General features: G+C 72.3%; 18 protein-coding genes. 13 read left to right on the top strand and 5 right to left on the bottom strand.

The annotated features are described in order from the left end of the window. Window positions 1-101: 101 nt before the first annotated feature. The 3 genes from groL to ACFQTY_RS09590 all read right to left on the bottom strand — a co-directional run bounded on the left by groL (window position 102) and on the right by ACFQTY_RS09590 (window position 2,920). Window positions 102-1,727 carry a chaperonin GroEL gene (groL, locus tag ACFQTY_RS09600; RefSeq protein ID WP_378099769.1) on the bottom strand — a complete coding sequence of 542 codons (1,626 nt, stop codon included), beginning with the start codon at window positions 1,725-1,727 and terminating at the stop codon, window positions 102-104. Window positions 1,728-1,964: 237 nt separating this feature from the next. Further along, window positions 1,965-2,561, bottom strand: a complete 597-nt coding sequence (locus ACFQTY_RS09595) for a LytR C-terminal domain-containing protein (RefSeq protein ID WP_378099767.1) — start codon at window positions 2,559-2,561, stop codon at window positions 1,965-1,967. Between the two features lie 47 nt (window positions 2,562-2,608). After that, the gene (locus ACFQTY_RS09590; protein WP_291761503.1) at window positions 2,609-2,920 is read right to left on the bottom strand and encodes a DUF3263 domain-containing protein; all 312 of its coding nucleotides are present in this window, start codon (window positions 2,918-2,920) and stop codon (window positions 2,609-2,611) included. A 127-nt stretch (window positions 2,921-3,047) separates the two neighbouring features. Here ACFQTY_RS09590 and ACFQTY_RS09585 point away from each other — a divergent pair, with 127 nt between their 5' ends. The 3 genes from ACFQTY_RS09585 (at window position 3,048) to ACFQTY_RS09575 (ending at window position 5,343) form a co-directional block, all read left to right on the top strand. Next, on the top strand, window positions 3,048-3,725 hold the full coding sequence (locus ACFQTY_RS09585; RefSeq protein WP_378099765.1) for a uracil-DNA glycosylase: 678 nt from the start codon (window positions 3,048-3,050) through the stop codon (window positions 3,723-3,725). A gap of 96 nt (window positions 3,726-3,821) precedes the next feature. Continuing rightward, on the top strand, window positions 3,822-4,604 hold the full coding sequence (locus tag ACFQTY_RS09580; RefSeq protein WP_378100716.1) for an SGNH/GDSL hydrolase family protein: 783 nt from the start codon (window positions 3,822-3,824) through the stop codon (window positions 4,602-4,604). Window positions 4,605-4,662: 58 nt separating this feature from the next. Beyond that, window positions 4,663-5,343 (top strand): cation transporter, encoded by a 681-nt coding sequence (locus tag ACFQTY_RS09575; RefSeq protein WP_378099763.1) that lies wholly within the window; start codon window positions 4,663-4,665, stop codon window positions 5,341-5,343. 18 nt (window positions 5,344-5,361) lie between these two features. Here ACFQTY_RS09575 and ACFQTY_RS09570 read toward each other — a convergent pair whose 3' ends face one another. Then, window positions 5,362-5,946 (bottom strand): TetR/AcrR family transcriptional regulator, encoded by a 585-nt coding sequence (locus ACFQTY_RS09570; protein ID WP_378099761.1) that lies wholly within the window; start codon window positions 5,944-5,946, stop codon window positions 5,362-5,364. 265 nt (window positions 5,947-6,211) lie between these two features. Between ACFQTY_RS09570 and ACFQTY_RS09565 the strand changes: the two genes are divergently transcribed. The 5 genes from ACFQTY_RS09565 to ACFQTY_RS09545 all read left to right on the top strand — a co-directional run bounded on the left by ACFQTY_RS09565 (window position 6,212) and on the right by ACFQTY_RS09545 (window position 9,494). After that, window positions 6,212-7,042, top strand: coding sequence for an SDR family NAD(P)-dependent oxidoreductase (locus ACFQTY_RS09565; RefSeq protein WP_378099759.1), 831 nt, complete (start codon window positions 6,212-6,214; stop codon window positions 7,040-7,042). Window positions 7,043-7,118: 76 nt separating this feature from the next. Further along, on the top strand, window positions 7,119-7,466 hold the full coding sequence (locus tag ACFQTY_RS09560) for a VOC family protein (protein WP_291761493.1): 348 nt from the start codon (window positions 7,119-7,121) through the stop codon (window positions 7,464-7,466). Between the two features lie 138 nt (window positions 7,467-7,604). Beyond that, window positions 7,605-8,612 carry a hypothetical protein gene (locus ACFQTY_RS09555; protein ID WP_378099756.1) on the top strand — a complete coding sequence of 336 codons (1,008 nt, stop codon included), beginning with the start codon at window positions 7,605-7,607 and terminating at the stop codon, window positions 8,610-8,612. An 80-nt stretch (window positions 8,613-8,692) separates the two neighbouring features. Beyond that, window positions 8,693-9,106, top strand: coding sequence for a nuclear transport factor 2 family protein (locus ACFQTY_RS09550; RefSeq protein ID WP_378099754.1), 414 nt, complete (start codon window positions 8,693-8,695; stop codon window positions 9,104-9,106). 166 nt (window positions 9,107-9,272) lie between these two features. Further along, on the top strand, window positions 9,273-9,494 hold the full coding sequence (locus ACFQTY_RS09545; RefSeq protein WP_378099752.1) for a hypothetical protein: 222 nt from the start codon (window positions 9,273-9,275) through the stop codon (window positions 9,492-9,494). An 81-nt stretch (window positions 9,495-9,575) separates the two neighbouring features. On the opposite strand, the gene ACFQTY_RS09540 is transcribed toward ACFQTY_RS09545, so the two are convergent. Next, window positions 9,576-10,088 carry a flavodoxin family protein gene (locus tag ACFQTY_RS09540; RefSeq protein WP_378099750.1) on the bottom strand — a complete coding sequence of 171 codons (513 nt, stop codon included), beginning with the start codon at window positions 10,086-10,088 and terminating at the stop codon, window positions 9,576-9,578. A 243-nt stretch (window positions 10,089-10,331) separates the two neighbouring features. On the opposite strand from ACFQTY_RS09540, the gene ACFQTY_RS09535 reads away from it, so the two are divergent. The 5 genes from ACFQTY_RS09535 (at window position 10,332) to ACFQTY_RS09515 (ending at window position 15,586) form a co-directional block, all read left to right on the top strand. Then, window positions 10,332-11,099: an SDR family NAD(P)-dependent oxidoreductase gene (locus ACFQTY_RS09535; RefSeq protein WP_378099748.1), complete on the top strand. Its 768-nt coding sequence runs from the start codon at window positions 10,332-10,334 to the stop codon at window positions 11,097-11,099. Between the two features lie 290 nt (window positions 11,100-11,389). After that, complete coding sequence (locus ACFQTY_RS09530) at window positions 11,390-12,418, top strand: LacI family DNA-binding transcriptional regulator (RefSeq protein WP_378099746.1); 1,029 nt, start codon at window positions 11,390-11,392, stop codon at window positions 12,416-12,418. A gap of 69 nt (window positions 12,419-12,487) precedes the next feature. Further along, on the top strand, window positions 12,488-13,756 hold the full coding sequence (locus ACFQTY_RS09525) for an extracellular solute-binding protein (protein WP_378099744.1): 1,269 nt from the start codon (window positions 12,488-12,490) through the stop codon (window positions 13,754-13,756). Window positions 13,757-13,799: 43 nt separating this feature from the next. Then, window positions 13,800-14,771 carry a carbohydrate ABC transporter permease gene (locus ACFQTY_RS09520; protein ID WP_291761480.1) on the top strand — a complete coding sequence of 324 codons (972 nt, stop codon included), beginning with the start codon at window positions 13,800-13,802 and terminating at the stop codon, window positions 14,769-14,771. Beyond that, entirely contained in the window at window positions 14,771-15,586 is an 816-nt protein-coding gene (locus ACFQTY_RS09515) for a carbohydrate ABC transporter permease (protein ID WP_378099742.1), read from the top strand. The genes ACFQTY_RS09520 and ACFQTY_RS09515 overlap by 1 nt, the downstream gene beginning before the upstream one ends. Window positions 15,587-15,598: the final 12 nt, after the last annotated feature.

Below are 15,598 nucleotides of genomic sequence, written 5' to 3'. Positions count from 1 at the left end.
CAGCGCAAACACACGAGGGGCCGGCCACCCGCAGGTGACCGACCCCTCGACGTTCAGCGGCGCACGCGCCGCCTGGTACTGCTCAACGAGCTCTCAGCGGATCAGAACCCGCCGCCGAAGTCCTCGCCACCGCCGGGGCCGGCCGGGGCCGACTTCTCCGGCTTGTCGGCGACGACAGCCTCCGTGGTGAGGAACAGCGCCGCGATGGACGCCGCGTTCTGCAGCGCGGAGCGCGTGACCTTCACCGGGTCGTTGACGCCGGCCGCCAGCAGGTCCTCGTACTGGTTGGTCGCGGCGTTCAGGCCGTGACCGGTCGGCAGGTTGCGGACCTTCTCCGCGACGACGCCGCCCTCGAGGCCGGCGTTGATCGCGATCTGCTTCAGCGGGGCCTCGATCGCCAGCCGGACGATCTGCGCACCGGTCGCCTCGTCACCCTCGAGCTCGAGCTTCTCGAACGCGAGCTTGCCGGCCTGGATGAGGGCCACGCCACCACCGGCGACGATGCCCTCCTCGACGGCCGCCTTGGCGTTGCGCACGGCGTCCTCGATGCGGTGCTTGCGCTCCTTGAGCTCCACCTCGGTGGCCGCACCCGCCTTGATGACGGCCACGCCGCCGGCGAGCTTGGCGAGGCGCTCCTGCAGCTTCTCGCGGTCGTAGTCGGAGTCCGAGTTCTCGATCTCGGCACGGATCTGGGTCACGCGACCCTGGATCTGCGCCGCGTCGCCGGCACCCTCGACGATCGTCGTCTCGTCCTTCGTCACGACGATCTTGCGGGCCTGGCCCAGCACCTCGAGGCCGACCGTGTCGAGCTTGAGACCCACGGTCTCGGACACGACCTGGCCACCGGTGAGGATCGCCATGTCCTGCAGCATCGCCTTGCGGCGGTCGCCGAAGCCCGGGGCCTTGACGGCGACGGACTTGAAGGTGCCGCGGATCTTGTTGACGACGAGCGTGGCCAGGGCCTCGCCCTCGACGTCCTCGGCGACGATGAACAGCGGCTTGCCGGCCTGGATGACCTTCTCCAGCAGCGGCAGCAGGTCCTTGACGTTCGAGATCTTCGACTCGACGAGCAGGACGTACGCGTCCTCCAGGACGGCCTCCTGGCGCTCCGGGTCGGTGACGAAGTACGCCGACAGGAAGCCCTTGTCGAACCGCATGCCCTCGGTGAGCTCGAGCTCGAGACCGAGCGCGTTGGACTCCTCGACGGTGATGACGCCTTCCTTGCCCACCTTGTCCAGGGCCTCGGCGATCAGGTCGCCGATCGCCTGGTCGCCGGCGGAGATGGCGGCCGTGGCGGCGATCTCCTCCTTGGTCTCCACCTCCTTGGCCTGGGCCAGGAGCTGGGTCGTGACGGCCTCGACGGCCTTCTCGATTCCGCGCTTCAGCGCGATCGGGTTGGCGCCGGCCGCGACGTTGCGCAGGCCCTCGCGCACGAGCGCCTGGGCCAGGACGGTGGCGGTGGTGGTGCCGTCACCCGCGACGTCGTCGGTCTTCTTGGCGACCTCCTTGACGAGCTCGGCGCCGATCTTCTCGAAGGGGTCCTCGAGGTCGATCTCCTTGGCGATGGAGACGCCGTCGTTGGTGATGGTCGGCGCGCCCCACTTCTTGTCGAGCACGACGTTGCGGCCCTTGGGGCCGAGGGTGACCTTGACGGTGTCGGCGAGGATGTTCAGGCCGCGCTCCATGGAGCGACGGGCCTCCTCGTCGAAGGCGATGATCTTGGCCATGGGGCTATCGATCCTTCTGCTGGGTTCTGGGGGTGGTCGTCCGATGCCCGCGACGGACGGGCCCGCCGTCCGCAGTCACGTCCCGCGGCTGACGGCCCTCATCTGACGGCCGGTACTTCTGTCACTCTCACCAGGAGAGTGCTAGCCCAATGGTTAGCACTCGACCCTGGAGAGTGCAAGCCGCTGACGGTCGTCAGCGGCACTGCGAGGACTCCGTCGAGAGCCCCGCAGCGGCTGCTAGCCCAGCACCACCGTGATGCCCGTGCCGGCCTGCGCCGCCGACAGCGTGACCGTGCTGATGCCCAGCGTCGACGCCGCGAGCGCGGCCGTCTGCTGCTGAGCCGCGGTGGCGTAGTAGACGACGCTCTGCTTGGTGCTGGTCGGGCTGTTGCCCGTGGTGACCGAGGTGAACCCGGCCTTGGTCAGCTTGGTGGCGGCGGTTGCGGCGGCACCCGAGAGGCCCGAGGCGTTCAGCACCTTCACAGGGGTTGCCTTGTCGACCGTGCCGGACGACGACGCCGGGGGGCTGGCCGGCGCGCTGCTCGGCGCCGTGGACGCGGGCGCGCCAGCGGTGGCGGCACCGGACTCGGCGGCCGAGGGGGACTCGGCGGGGGTCTCGCTCACGGCCGGGACGGCGAGGTTGGGCAGACCGCCGTGGTTGGACATCCACGTGACGGCGCCCCAGGCGAGGAGCGGCACCAGGACGATCACCAGCAGGAAGGGCCACCAGCGGCTCCATACCGAGCGGGGAGCGCGGTGCACGCCGCGGGGTGCGCCCGCATCCGGCTGCGCGTCGAACTCGTCGGCGGGGTACGGGTAGGCGGCCTTGCTCACGGCGAGAAGGCTAACGGCTCAGTCCGTGAACCCCGTGCGCCCCGCGCTCACGCGTCGGCGCTGAGCCGACGGGCCGTGCGGGCCCGCTGGCGGGACGAGCGCAGCCGACGGAGCCGCTTGACCAGCATCGGGTCGAACGCGAGCGCCGCCGGGTCGTCCAGCAACCCGTTGAGCACCTGGTAGTACCGCGTCGCCGACATGTCGAACAGCTCGCGGACCGCCTGCTCCTTGGCACCGGCGTACTTCCACCACTGCCGCTCGAACGTGAGGACCTGCTGGTCCCGCTCGCTGAGGCCCGTCGAGCCCTCGGCCGGCTCCGACAGCTCCACGGTGAGGCTGCGCGCTGCTGCGACGTCCATGCCGGTCCCCTCTCGTCGTACCGGCGCCCAGCGTACGGCCCGAACGACACCGGTGTCATTCGCCTCGCGGCCGCGGCTCGCGCGGGCACGCGCGTGCCTGCGTGCGGTACTGGGTACCGTGCAGACCGTGGCACCCGCGGCGCTCGACCAGCTGATCGACCCGGGATGGGCGGCGGCCCTCGCACCCGTCGAGCCGCAGATCCGTGCGGCCGGCGACTTCCTGCGCGCCGAGCTCGCCGCCGGCCGCACCTACCTGCCGGCCGGCGAAGCCGTGCTGCGGGCGTTCACGCGGCCGCTGGACCAGGTGCGCGTGCTGGTCGTCGGGCAGGACCCGTACCCCACGCCGGGCCACCCGATGGGCCTGTCGTTCTCGGTGCAGCCCGACGTGCGACCGCTGCCCCGCTCGCTGGACAACATCTTCCGGGAGCTGGTCGACGACCTGGGCGTGCCACGGCCGAGCTGCGGCGATCTCAGCCCGTGGGCCGACCGCGGGGTGATGCTGCTCAACAGGGTGCTCACCGTGCGGGCCGGCGCCCCGGCCTCGCACCGCGGCAAGGGCTGGGAGGCGGTGACCGACCGGGCGATCGCGGCCCTCGTCGAGCGTGGCGGGCCGCTGGTCGCCGTGCTGTGGGGCCGGGACGCGCAGACCCTGGCGCCGGCGCTCGGCGACGTGCCGACCGTCGCCAGCGCGCACCCCAGTCCGCTGTCCGCGCACGGCGGCTTCTTCGGCTCGTGTCCGTTCTCCCGGGTCAACGAGCTACTGGTGGCCCAGGGCGCCGACCCCGTGGACTGGCAGCTGCCCTGAGCCGACCGGAGCGCCGGAGGCCTGCACGGCGTCGGTACGCGTGTGCAAGATGTCCCGGTGCGCGACCACCTTCCCCCCTGGACCCGGTACGTCGCCATGGGCGACTCGTTCACCGAGGGCCTGTGGGACAGCCCGGCAGGTCCCGACGCCCCGCAGCGCGGCTGGGCCGACGTGCTGGCGTCCCGGCTGTCCGAGCGGCGGACGGCCGCGGGTGAGCAGCCGCTGGAGTACGCGAACCTCGCGGTGCGCGGCCGGCTGCTGCGCCCGATCCTGCGGGAGCAGGTGCCGGTGGCCCTCGACCTCAAGCCGGACCTGGTGAGCCTGGTCGGCGGCGGCAACGACCTGCTCCGCCCCACCGGCGACCCGGACCGGCTGGCCCACGACCTCGAGCACGCCGTGCGCAAGCTGCGGTCCGCCGGCATCGAGGTGCTGCTGGGCACCGGGTACGACACCAGGGAGAGCCCGCTGGTGCGCCGGATCCGGCCGCGCGTGGGCGTCTACAACACGCACATCTGGTCGATCGCACGCCGGAACGGTGCGCACGTGGTGGACCTGTGGGGCATGCGCTCCCTGGCGGACTGGCGGATGTGGGCCGACGACCGCATCCACCTGACCACCGACGGGCACGCGCGGGTGGCGCAGGCGGCTCTGGTCGCCCTCGGGCTGCCGCCGGACCGGGACGACTGGGACGACCCGCTGGCACCGTTGCCGCCGGTCCCCCGCGTGGAGCAGCTGCGAGCCGATGCCCGCTGGCTGCGGGTGCACGCCTACCCGTGGGCGACACGGCGGTTGCGGCGGTCGTCGAGCGGGGACGCCCGCAGGCCGAAGCGTCCGCAGCCGGCGCCGATCGTCCCGCAGGAGCGGGCCGCGGAGGACTGAGGCCCGCAGCGACGACGCCCGGCTGGACACCGCCGCCCCGGCGGTGGACCCTCCCCCGGTGACCACGCCCGTCCCCGCCCGCCCGACGCTCGGCGCCGAACGACGGGCCGTGCTGCACCGTCGGGTCCGTCGGATCGTCGCCACCACCATCACGTACAACGTGCTCGAGGCGGCGGTGGCGATCGGCGCCGGGGCGGCCGCGTCGTCGGCGGCACTGCTCGGGTTCGGGCTGGACTCCGTGGTCGAGGTGCTGTCCGCCGTCGCCGTCGCCTGGCAGTTCAGCAGGCGCGACCCCGAACGGTGGGACGCGCTGACCGCCCGGCTGGTCGCGGTGGCGTTCTTCCTGCTCGCGGCCTACGTCACGGTCGAGTCGGTGCTCACGCTCACGGGCGTGCAGCGCGTGGAGCACAGCACCGTCGGCATCGGGATCGCGGCGCTCAGCCTGGTGACGATGCCCGCGCTGGCGTGGCTGGAGCGGCGCACCGGCCGCGAGCTCGGGTCGGCGAGCGTCGTCGCCGACTCCCGCCAGCTGCTGGTGTGCATGCAGCTGTCGGGCACCGTGCTGATGGGCCTGCTGGCGAACAGCCTGCTGCACTGGCAGTGGGCGGACTCGGTGGCGGCGCTGGTGGTGGCGGCGCTGGCGGTGCGGGAAGGCGTCGAGGCGTGGCGGGGCGAGGTGGAGTCGCCGTTCGAGGTCCTCGAGGAGCTCGAGGCGGACGACGACGCGGTGGCGGACTAGCCGACGCGGCCCGGGCGGTCAGTCGGAGGCGGGGGCGCCGAAGCGGAGGCCGTCGACGACGAGGTCGAGCAGCTTGCGCACCTGCGGCGCCCAGCTGTCGCCGTCCGGGACCATCCAGACGGCCGACATCGCACACATCACGTCCTCGGCGGTGACGTCCGGGCGGACGGAGCCGTCGGTCTGGCCGGCGGCGAGGAGCACGCCGATCGCGTCGACGATCCGGCCGCGCGTCTCGCCGAACAGGGGCGAGTCGGAGCCGACCGCCGCGCGCAGCGCCGCGCCCATGCCGCGCTTGGCGGCGGCGTAGCGGACGAAGCGCCCCATCCACTCGCGCAGCGCGTCGACGCCGGACCGGTCGGGGGTGAGCAGGGCCGGCGCCGCGTCGCACAGCTGCTGGACCTCCTGCCGGTAGGCCGCCTCGACCAGCGCGTTCCGGTTGGGGAAGTGCCGGTAGAGGGTCCCGATGCCGACCCCGGCCTGCTCGGCGATGGCCTCGAGGGGCACGTCGCCGTCGTGCGAGAGCGCCGTGGCGGCGCACACCAGCAGCTTCTCGCGGTTGCGCTGCGCGTCCGCGCGCTGCGGCCGGGCTGCTGCGGTGCTCACGGGTGCTGCTCCTTCGTCGTCGTGCTGCGTCGTCGCCCTGCGGGTCGTCGTCCTGCGTGCTCGGCGGGCAATTGCCCTTGCGTACCGGAGGAACCTCCGCTTATGGTGATGACCACAAACGATAGTCGCCTCCGTTACAGGGTACGCGCGCCTGGCCGGAGCGTCGACAGCCGGTCCCCGCTCGGCCACCGGCAGCCCGTCGCAGCCCGCAGCCCGCACCCCGTGCTCACCGGCGCAGCGTCGGCGTCTTTCGAAGGGAACCACCATGAAGACCTGGTTCATCACCGGCACGTCCCGCGGCTTCGGCCGCGCGTGGGCGGTCGCCGCCCTGCGGCGCGGCGACCGCGTCGCCGCCACCGCCCGTGACGTCTCCAGCCTCGACGACCTGGTCGAGCGCTTCGGCGACGCCGTGCTGCCGCTGCAGCTCGACGTGACCGACCGCGCGGCCGACCTCGCGGCGGTCGCGCAGGCCCACCAGCACTTCGGCCGCCTCGACGTCGTCGTGAACAACGCCGGGTACGGGCAGTTCGGCTTCATCGAGGAGCTGTCCGAGGCAGAGCTGCGCGACCAGCTCGAGACCAACGTGTTCGGCGCCTTCTGGGTGACGCAGGCGGCACTGCCGTACCTGCGCGAGCAGGGCGGCGGTCACATCGTCCAGGTGTCGTCGATCGGCGGGATCACCGCTGCCCCCGGCATCGGGGCGTACCACGCCTCCAAGTGGGCGCTCGAGGGGTTCAGCGAGTCGCTGGCCCGGGAGGTCGCGGGCTTCGGCATCCACGTGACGCTCGTCGAGCCCGGCGGGTTCGCCACGGACTTCGCCGGCCCGTCGGCCCGGCAGGCCGCTGCACTGCCGGCCTACGCGGAGGCTCACGCCCAGGCGGCGGCCTGGCGCGCGACCCAGGCCGCCGATCGTGGCAACCCGACGGCCACCGCGGAGGCGCTGCTCCGGGTGGTCGACGCCGAGAAACCGCCGCTGCGCGTCTTCTTCGGCGCGGCACCGCTCGGCATGGCCACCGCCGACTACGACGAGCGCCTGGCCACCTGGCGCGACTGGCAGCCGGTGTCGCTGCTCGCGCAGTTCGGGGCCGGCGCCTGACCCGTCTCGGTGGCGGCGGGGCACGTTCCCCGCGACCACCCTCCCCCACCGCCCATCCCACCGTGAGGAGATCCCCATGGCCACCTTCCGTGGACTGACCTTCGACGCCTACGACGCGCAGTCGACCGCCCTGTTCTGGGCCGCCGCACTGGGTCGCGACGTCGCCCCCGGCGCCTCCTCGGCGCACGCCGAGCTGCTCGACGACGCTGCGCAGGGCCTCCCGCGCATCGTCTTCGAGCAGGTCACCGACGGCCGACCGGCCCGCAACGCCCTGCACCTCGACCTGGTGACGGCCGACCTGCTGCGTGAGTCCGAGCGGCTGGTGCGGCTCGGGGCCCGCCGCCTCGGCGGCGTCAGCGCCGGCAGCGGGTGGGTCACGCTGACCGACCCCGAGGGGAACGCGTTCGACCTGATCGCGGCCTGATCGGCCTGATCGCAGCACGAGCAGCATCGAGCCCGGCGAGGCCCGGTCGTCCACGGAGGGTGGACGACCGGGCCTCGTTCCTCCGTCCGGGCGCGACGTCCGCGCCGGACCGACCGGAGCACGGTTACCGTCTGCGCCATGCGGCCTGGGGTGGCGAGCGCTGGACCGACCGACCGCGCACTGGCGTGGGCGACGGACCGGCTGCTCGAGCTCGGCACGGCGCCCACCGGCAGGCCGGAGCTGGTCAAACGTCGACCCTGGTCGGCGGTGCACCGGCTACCGGTGGACCGCGGGGTGGTGTGGGTCAAGGCGTGCGGCGGCCGGACCCGCTACGAGGCGCCGCTGAACCAGGCCCTCGCGGAGTGGGTCCCGGACCGGGTGCTCACCCCGTTGGCGACGGACGACGACGAGGGCTGGCTGCTGCTGCCGGACGGTGGGACGCCGCTGCGTGAGCGTGCCGACGGGGCGGGTCCGGCGGCATGGAGCCGGTTCGTGCGGGAGTACGCGGGCCTGCAGCGGGCGGTGGCGGCGCACACGCCGGAGCTGCTGGCTCTCGGCGTCCCCGACCAGCGACCCACGGCACTGCCCGCGCTGCTCGACGAGCTGCTGGACGACCCGCAGGTGCCGCTGGACGGCGCTGTTCGCGGGGCCCTGGTGCGGCTGCGACCGGCGTTCGCGGACGCCTGTGCCGAGCTCGCGGCCGGCGGTGGCGCGCTCGGGCCCGAGCCGGTCAGCGTGCAGCACGACGACCTGCATGCCGGCAACGTGCTGCCCGCCGACCGACCGGGCCGCCCCGACCGGTTCTTCGACTGGGGTGACGCGTCTGCCGCGCACCCCTTCACCAGCCTCCTGGTCACGCTGCGCAGCATGGCCGCCACGTCGGGGCTGCCCGCCGACCACCCCGCGCTGCGCGCGACGCGCGACGCCTACCTGTCCGGGTGGGAGGTCGAGGGGCCCGAGGGGGTGCGGCTGGCCGGGCTCGCGGCGTGGACAGGGTGCGTCGGGCGCGCGCTGGCATGGCGACGGGCGCTGCACGGCGCACCACCGCAGGAGGCGGCCGAGTGGTCCGACGCGGTGCCCGGTTGGCTCGCGGAGCTGCTCGAACCGACGCCCGCCTGGTTCGAGGACGGTACGGCCGGCGGCTGAGGTGGTGTGTCGGTGGTCGGCGCGATGCTGGCTCGGCGGCGCACCCGTCGGGCGCGCGACGACATCGGGGAGTGGTCGAGATGGCGGACGACGAGCTGACCGGGCTGATGCGATCGCTGGAGCACCGGTTCTGGGACGCGATGGTGGAGCGGGATGCCGCGGCGGCCGCCGCGCTGTGCGACGAGCCGACCATGGTGGCCGGGGCCAGCGGCGCCGCGACGATCGACCGGGCGATGTTCACGTCGATGCTGATGTCGGACGGCTGGGTGCTGCGCTCGTACGAGATCACGGACGTGGTGGCGCACAGGGTGACGGACGACGTCGCCGTCGTCGCGTACCGGGTGCACGAGGACCTCGAGGTGGACGGCGAGGACGTCGCGCTCGACGCCGCGGACACCTCGACGTGGGTCCGGCGGGACGGGACGTGGGTGTGCGCGCTGCACACCGAGTCGATCCTCGGCGACGCCTACGGACGGGATCGCGCGACGAGCTGACCGCACCGCGGGACACGGTGTCCCGAGCAGCGAGATTCGCGCCCGACCCGGCCGGTCATGAGTCATAGGCCTTAACGCCCATGACATCATGGTGGCGTCCCGCGACCATGGGACACGTCGGCAACCCCGGCACCCGTCGCCACGCACCCACAAGGAGCGCACCACCATGACCACGCTGTCCCCGGCGCGCGTCGAGCCCCAGCTCGCCCGCCGTGCCGCCGTTCGCATCCGCGACCTCGGCGAGCAGATCTACTTCGGCCGTACCCCCAGCTACGGCCCCGACCGGGCCGGACGGCTCGCCTTCGTCGGCTACGTCGTCGGCAGCGTGGTGGCGTGGTCGCTCGCCACCCTGCTGGTCACCGGGGTGCTGGCCGCCGTCCTGCGCTGACGCAGCAGGCACCAGTCACAACGAGACGCCCCGGACCGTTCGATGGTCCAGGGCGTCTCGCCGTCTGACGCGGGGTGCGACCTAGCGGCTGTTCACCAGCAGCCCCAGGTCGGCGCCCCAGCGCTCGGCGCGCTCCAGCTCCCCGTCCTTGAGCGGACCGGTGCTGTCCTTCACCCAGAACGTCTCCGGGTCGGACACCTCGGGGAAGGACAGGCGCTGCAGCGCCTTGGCGACCTTGTGGGCGGCGGAGCCGGGCAGCGGCGCCCGGACACGCGTGTCGAAGGCGGCGACCATCGTGCCGACGCCACCCGGGTGCACCGTCTCCAGCCACTCGCGGACGCCCCGGCCGGTCGAGACGATCGTGCCGCCCGGCGCCTGCTTGACGGCATCGGCGCGGGTGCTGGCGCGGCTCATGCCGAAGGCGTGCGTCGGCGCACCGACCACGAGCAGGTCCAGCTCGGCGGAGATCTCGTCGGGCGCCAGGCCCACCTCCGTCACCTCGACCTCGACGTGCTTGCCGAGACCGGCCGCCACGGCCTGCGCGATCTGCTGGGTGTTGCCGAACATCGACTCGTACACCACGAGTGCCTTCATCGCCCGTCCTCCGAACGCTCCGTTGCGGTCTGATGACCCCTCCAGCGTTTCTCGCTGGTCAGACGGCCGCCAGGGCCGAAGGGCCCTCCCGCGGGCGGCCCGCGCGCACCGGGCGTCACGCCTGCGTGCTTCACCCCGACGGGGTGGTGGGAACGCTTGTCGGCGCCCGCCGGCACTCCTAGCGTCGGCACTGAGGGCGGGCGACCGGCCGGGTCGTCCGGACCCGCGTCGAGAGGGACGACGATGTCTCCTGCAGCTGCACTGGTACCCGGTCGGTTCGAGGGCCGGACGGTGATCGTCACCGGGGCCGGCTCCGGCATCGGCAAGGCGACGGCGCTCCGGCTGGCCCGTGAGGGGGCCACGGTGGTGGCGACCGACGTCGTGGAGAGCCGGCTGACCGAGCTGGTCGAGGAGAACCCGGGGCTGACGTTCGTCACGGTGCCGGGCGACATCTCCGCGCAGGAGGTGGTGGACCGGGTGGTCGCCGCGGCCGGTGGGCGCGTGGACGGCCTGGCCAACGTCGCCGGGATCATGGACGCGTTCCTGCCACCCGCCGAGGTTGACGACGAGACGTGGGAGCGGGTGCTGCGGATCAACCTGACCGCCCCGATGCGCACCACCCGGGCGGTCCTGCCGCTGATGCTCGCGGCGGGCAAGGGTGCGATCGTCAACGTGTCCTCGGAGGCGAGCCTGCGGGCCTCGGCGTCCGGCGTCGCGTACACCGCCTCGAAGCATGCGGTGAACGGGCTGACCAAGGCGACGGCCGTCTTCTACAAGGGCGACGGGGTGCGGTGCAACGCCGTGGCGCCCGGCGCGGTGGCGACCAACATCGAGGCTCCGTTCCACTCGGCGCACGCCGGTGCGGTGCTCGGCCCCTTCATGCAGGCGATGGTCACCTCGGTGGCGCAGCCGGACGAGCTCGCGGCGCTGATCGCGTGGCTGCTGTCCGACGACGCGAGCAACGTCAACGGTGCGGTGATCCCGTGCGACGGCGGGTGGTCGGCGATCTGATCGCCGCGCGAGGCACGGTCCCGGCAGCGGTGGGGAGCTGATCGAAGCGAACCGGTTCTCCGCATGTGGGTGCCGGGAGGCAACCCGGGCGGATGAGTTCGCGACAACGAGGGCGTCAGTCCTTGGCGGCCTCGTCGAGACATCACAGCAGGTCAGTGGCCCTATCGCCGTCGGACGGTCCGCCCGGGCGTCGCCATCCGGCGTGACGGGCGCCACATTGGTGCTTGCCTGACTCCCTCGCGCGTGCGTAATCTGCGAACCGGTTCGCTGCCGCACCGTGAGGATGGACGATGACGACGATCGGGGACGTGGCCCGCCTCGCGGGCGTCTCCCGCAGCACGGCCTCGAACGTGCTGTCCGGGAAGAAGTCGACGTCGTCGGAGATCCAGGAGCGCGTCCGCCGCGCCGTCGAGGAGCTGGGCTACACGCCCAACGCCGGCGCACGTGCGCTGGCGACGGCGCAGACGCAGGTGATCGGCCTGCTCGCGCAGTTCTTCGAGGACGAGTTCGCCCCCGCGATGCTGCAGTACATCCTCGGCGTCTCCAACACCGCCCGGGAGCTGGGCTACGACATCCTGCTGGTGTCCGAGCCGGACGGCGCCCGGGCCCTGAAGCGGATCACGGACTCGCGGATGGTCGACGGCGTGGTGCTGCTCAACGTCGCCGACCGCGACGACCGGCTCGAGGTGCTGCGGGACGCCGAGCAGCCCGGCGCGCTCGTCGGGCTCCCCGCCGACCCCCGGCACCTCGACGTGTTCGACCTCGACTTCGCCGAGGCCGGCCGGCTGATGGTCGAGCACCTGGCCCGGCTGGGGCACCGCGAGCTGCTGCTGGTGTCGCAGCCGGAGCACGTCGTCGAGCGCGGCGGCGCCTACGTCTGGCGCCTGGCGGACGCGGCGGCGGAGGAGGCCGAGCTGCGCGACGTCAGGTTGCACGCGATCTTCGGCTCCTCGCACCAGCCGGACGTCGGGCGGGACCTGCACGCGGCGCTGGACGCCCACCCGGGCGTGACCGGCCTGCTGGTGAACAACGAGGCGGCGGCCGCCGCGCTGCCCGCGGTGCTGCGCGAGCGCGGCCTCAGCTCCCCCCAGGACATGTCCGTCATCGGGCGCTACTCCGACGAGTTCGCCCGCACCTTCTCGCTGCCGTTCTCCTCGATCGAGAGCGCACCCGACCGCCTGGGGCAGATGGCCGTGCGCCAGCTGGTCCGGCGGATCGAGTCGGCGGCGGGACGCACAGAGCCGCACGTGGTCCGGTTCATCTCGCCGGAGCTCGTGGACAGGGGGAGCACAGCGGCGCCGCCCACCGGCGCCCGCTGACCGTCATGCGCCGGCGGCCCACCCACCGGCGCAGCTGCACTCATCACTGATTCAAGGAGGAACACCGTGATGCGCATCTCCACCCACCGGCGCGCCCTCGGCGCGCTGGGCATCGCCGTGACGGTCGCCAGCCTGGCGGCCTGCTCGTCGAGCGCCGGCACGGCCGGCGGCGCGACCGCCAGCGCGGCCGGCGGCAGCAAGACCTACACCTGGTGGGACCCGTACCCCCAGCACGACGCGTCGTCCAGCTGGGCGAAGCGAGTCCAGTCCTGCGGCGACGCGGCGGGCGTCACCGTGCAGCGCACGGCGTACGACACCACCGCCCTGACCAACCAGGCGCTGCTCGCCGCGCAGGAGGGCACCGCACCGGACGTGATCCTGCTGGACAACCCGGCGGTCTCCACGCTCGCGGACACCGGCATGCTCACCACCACCGACGAGTTCGGCCTCGACACCTCGAAGATCGACCCGAACCTGCTCGCGGCCGGCCAGATGAACGGCAAGACCTACGGCATCCCGATCGGCGCCAACACGCTCGCCCTCTACTACAACAAGACGATCCTCGACGCGGCCGGCATCGACCCGACGTCCATCAAGGACTGGGACAGCCTGACCGCCGCGCTGCAGAAGGTGAAGGCCGCCGGCCACAAGGGCATCACGTTCGCGGGCATCGGCACCGAGGAGGGCTCCTTCCAGTTCCTCCCCTGGTTCTGGGGGGCCGGCGCGAAGCTGACGCAGCTGGACTCGCCGGAGGCCACCTCGGCGCTGCAGCTGTGGACCGACTGGGTCAAGCAGGGCCTTGCCCCGAACTCCGTCATCCAGAACTCGCAGAACACCACGTGGGAGGAGTTCCTCACCGGCGACTTCGCCTTCGGTGAGAACGGCACCTGGCAGGTGGACGCCGCGAAGAAGGCGAAGTTCCCGACCGGCGTGATCACGATCCCGGCGAAGACGGGCGGCGCCGCGCCGGCCCCGACCGGTGGCGAGTTCATCGAGATGCCCGTGCAGAAGGACACCAAGCGGTACGCGACCACCAAGAAGATCGTCGACTGCATGACCAGCACCGACGGCATGGTGCAGACGGCGACCACCTTCGCGTACTACATCCCGCCGACGGCCGACGGGCAGACCGCCCTGCTGGCCAAGGACTCCTCGCTGCAGCCGTGGGTCGACGCGGTCAAGGCCGCCAAGGGCCGCACCAGCGACAACCTCGGCACCAAGTACCCGAAGATCTCCGAGCAGCTGTGGACCGCCGTGCAGAACGCGCTGTCCGGCTCGGCGACACCGGCCGACGCCCTCAAGGCGGCCCAGCAGAAGGCCGCTGCGGCCACCAAGTGACGCCCGGTCACGGCTGACCAGGCACGACACAAGGACTGTCCTCATGGAATCCCTGACCACCACGGTCGGGACGACGCGACGGACGGCAGGTGCGACCCGCACGGGCGCACCTGCCGTCCGGCCGGACCGTCGGCCCGCCGCCAGCACCCGGTGGGCGGCGTTCGCGTTCATCGCCCCGCTGATCGCGTACCTGCTGGTGTTCTACGCGTACCCGCTGTACCGGAACATCGACCTGAGCCTGCACGACTACACGCCGCGGGCCTTCGTCCAGGGCAACGCCGCCTGGGTGGGGCTGAAGAACTACACGGACATCGTGGCGTCGACGACGTTCTCCAAGGCCGCGCTGAACACGGCCGCGTTCGTGCTGATCTCGATCGTGTTCCAGTACGCGATCGGCCTGGCGCTGGCGGTGTTCTTCCGCACCAGCTTCCGGCTGAACGGCGTGCTGCGCGGCATGTTCCTGGTGCCGTGGCTGCTGCCGCTGATCGTCTCCGGCTCGTCGTGGGCGTGGATGCTGAACAGCGACAACGGCATCGTCAACTCGGTGCTGCGGACGTTCGGGGTCACCCCGATCAACTGGCTCACCAGCCCGCACTGGGTGCTGTGGTCGGTGATCATCGCGAACATCTGGCTGGGGATCCCGTTCAACCTGGTGATCCTGTACTCGGGCCTGCAGAACATCCCCGGGGAGCTGTACGAGGCGGCGGCGCTGGACGGTGCCAACGGCCGGCAGCAGTTCCGGCGGATCACGTTCCCCCTGCTGCGCCCCGTCTCCGCGGTGACGATCCTGCTCGGCCTGATCTACACGCTGAAAGTCGTCGACATCATCTGGATCATGACCAAGGGCGGTCCGGGCGACGCCTCGACCACCTTCGCGACGTGGTCCTACCGGGAGGCCTTCGGCACCGGGCAGCCGGACTTCTCCCCCGCCGCCGCCGTCGGCAACCTGCTCATCGTGATCGCGCTGGTGTTCGGGTTCGTGTACCTGCACCTGCAGCGCCGACAGGAGTCGTGATGACCCACCACAGCCGCTGGCGGACGGCGATCGGCGTCGTGCTGACCGCGATCATGCTGTTCCCCGTCTACTGGATGGTGAACGTGTCGTTCACCAAGACGTCGGACATGCGCGCCGACCCCCCGCACTGGTTCCCGTGGGACCCGACGTTCGAGGGGTACCAGGCCGTGTTCCGCCAGCAGCTGCCCGCGCTGGGGACCAGCCTGATCATCGGGCTGGGGACCGTGGTGCTCACCGTGCTGATCGCGGCGCCGGCGGGTTACTCCCTGGCCAAGCTGCGGCCGCGCGGCGCGGGGACGCTGAACTTCGTCCTGCTGGTGGTGCAGATGATCCCGGCCGTGGTGATGGCGATGGGGTTCTACGCCATCTACCTCAAGGCGGGGCTGCTGAACACGGTGTGGGGGCTGATCGTCGCGGACTCCACGGTGGCGGTTCCGTTCGGCGTGCTGCTGTTCACCGCGTTCATGAGCGGCATCCCCAACGAGCTCATGCAGGCCGCGCGGATCGACGGCGCGGGGACGTGGCGGGTGTTCCGCTCGATCGTCATGCCGATCAGCCGCAACTCGGCGATCACGGTGTCGCTGTTCGCGTTCCTGTGGGCCTGGTCGGACTTCATCTTCGCCTCGACGCTGAACCGCAACGGCGCCCTGATCCCGATCACCCTGGGCATCTACAAGTACATCGGCAACAACACCACCGAGTGGAACTCGATCATGGCCACCGCGGTGATCGCCTCGATCCCGGCCGCGATCCTCCTGGTGGTCGCCCAGCGGTACGTCGCCGCGGGCGTGGTCGCCGGCGCCATCAAGGACTGACCGACGCGCGGG

Origin of the sequence: Cellulomonas sp. T2.31MG-18, from assembly GCF_964266755.1 — a bacterium.
Taxonomy (GTDB): domain Bacteria; phylum Actinomycetota; class Actinomycetes; order Actinomycetales; family Cellulomonadaceae; genus Cellulomonas.
Note: the sequence above shows the minus strand (reverse complement) of the source record. Positions and strands in the feature narration are given on the sequence as shown.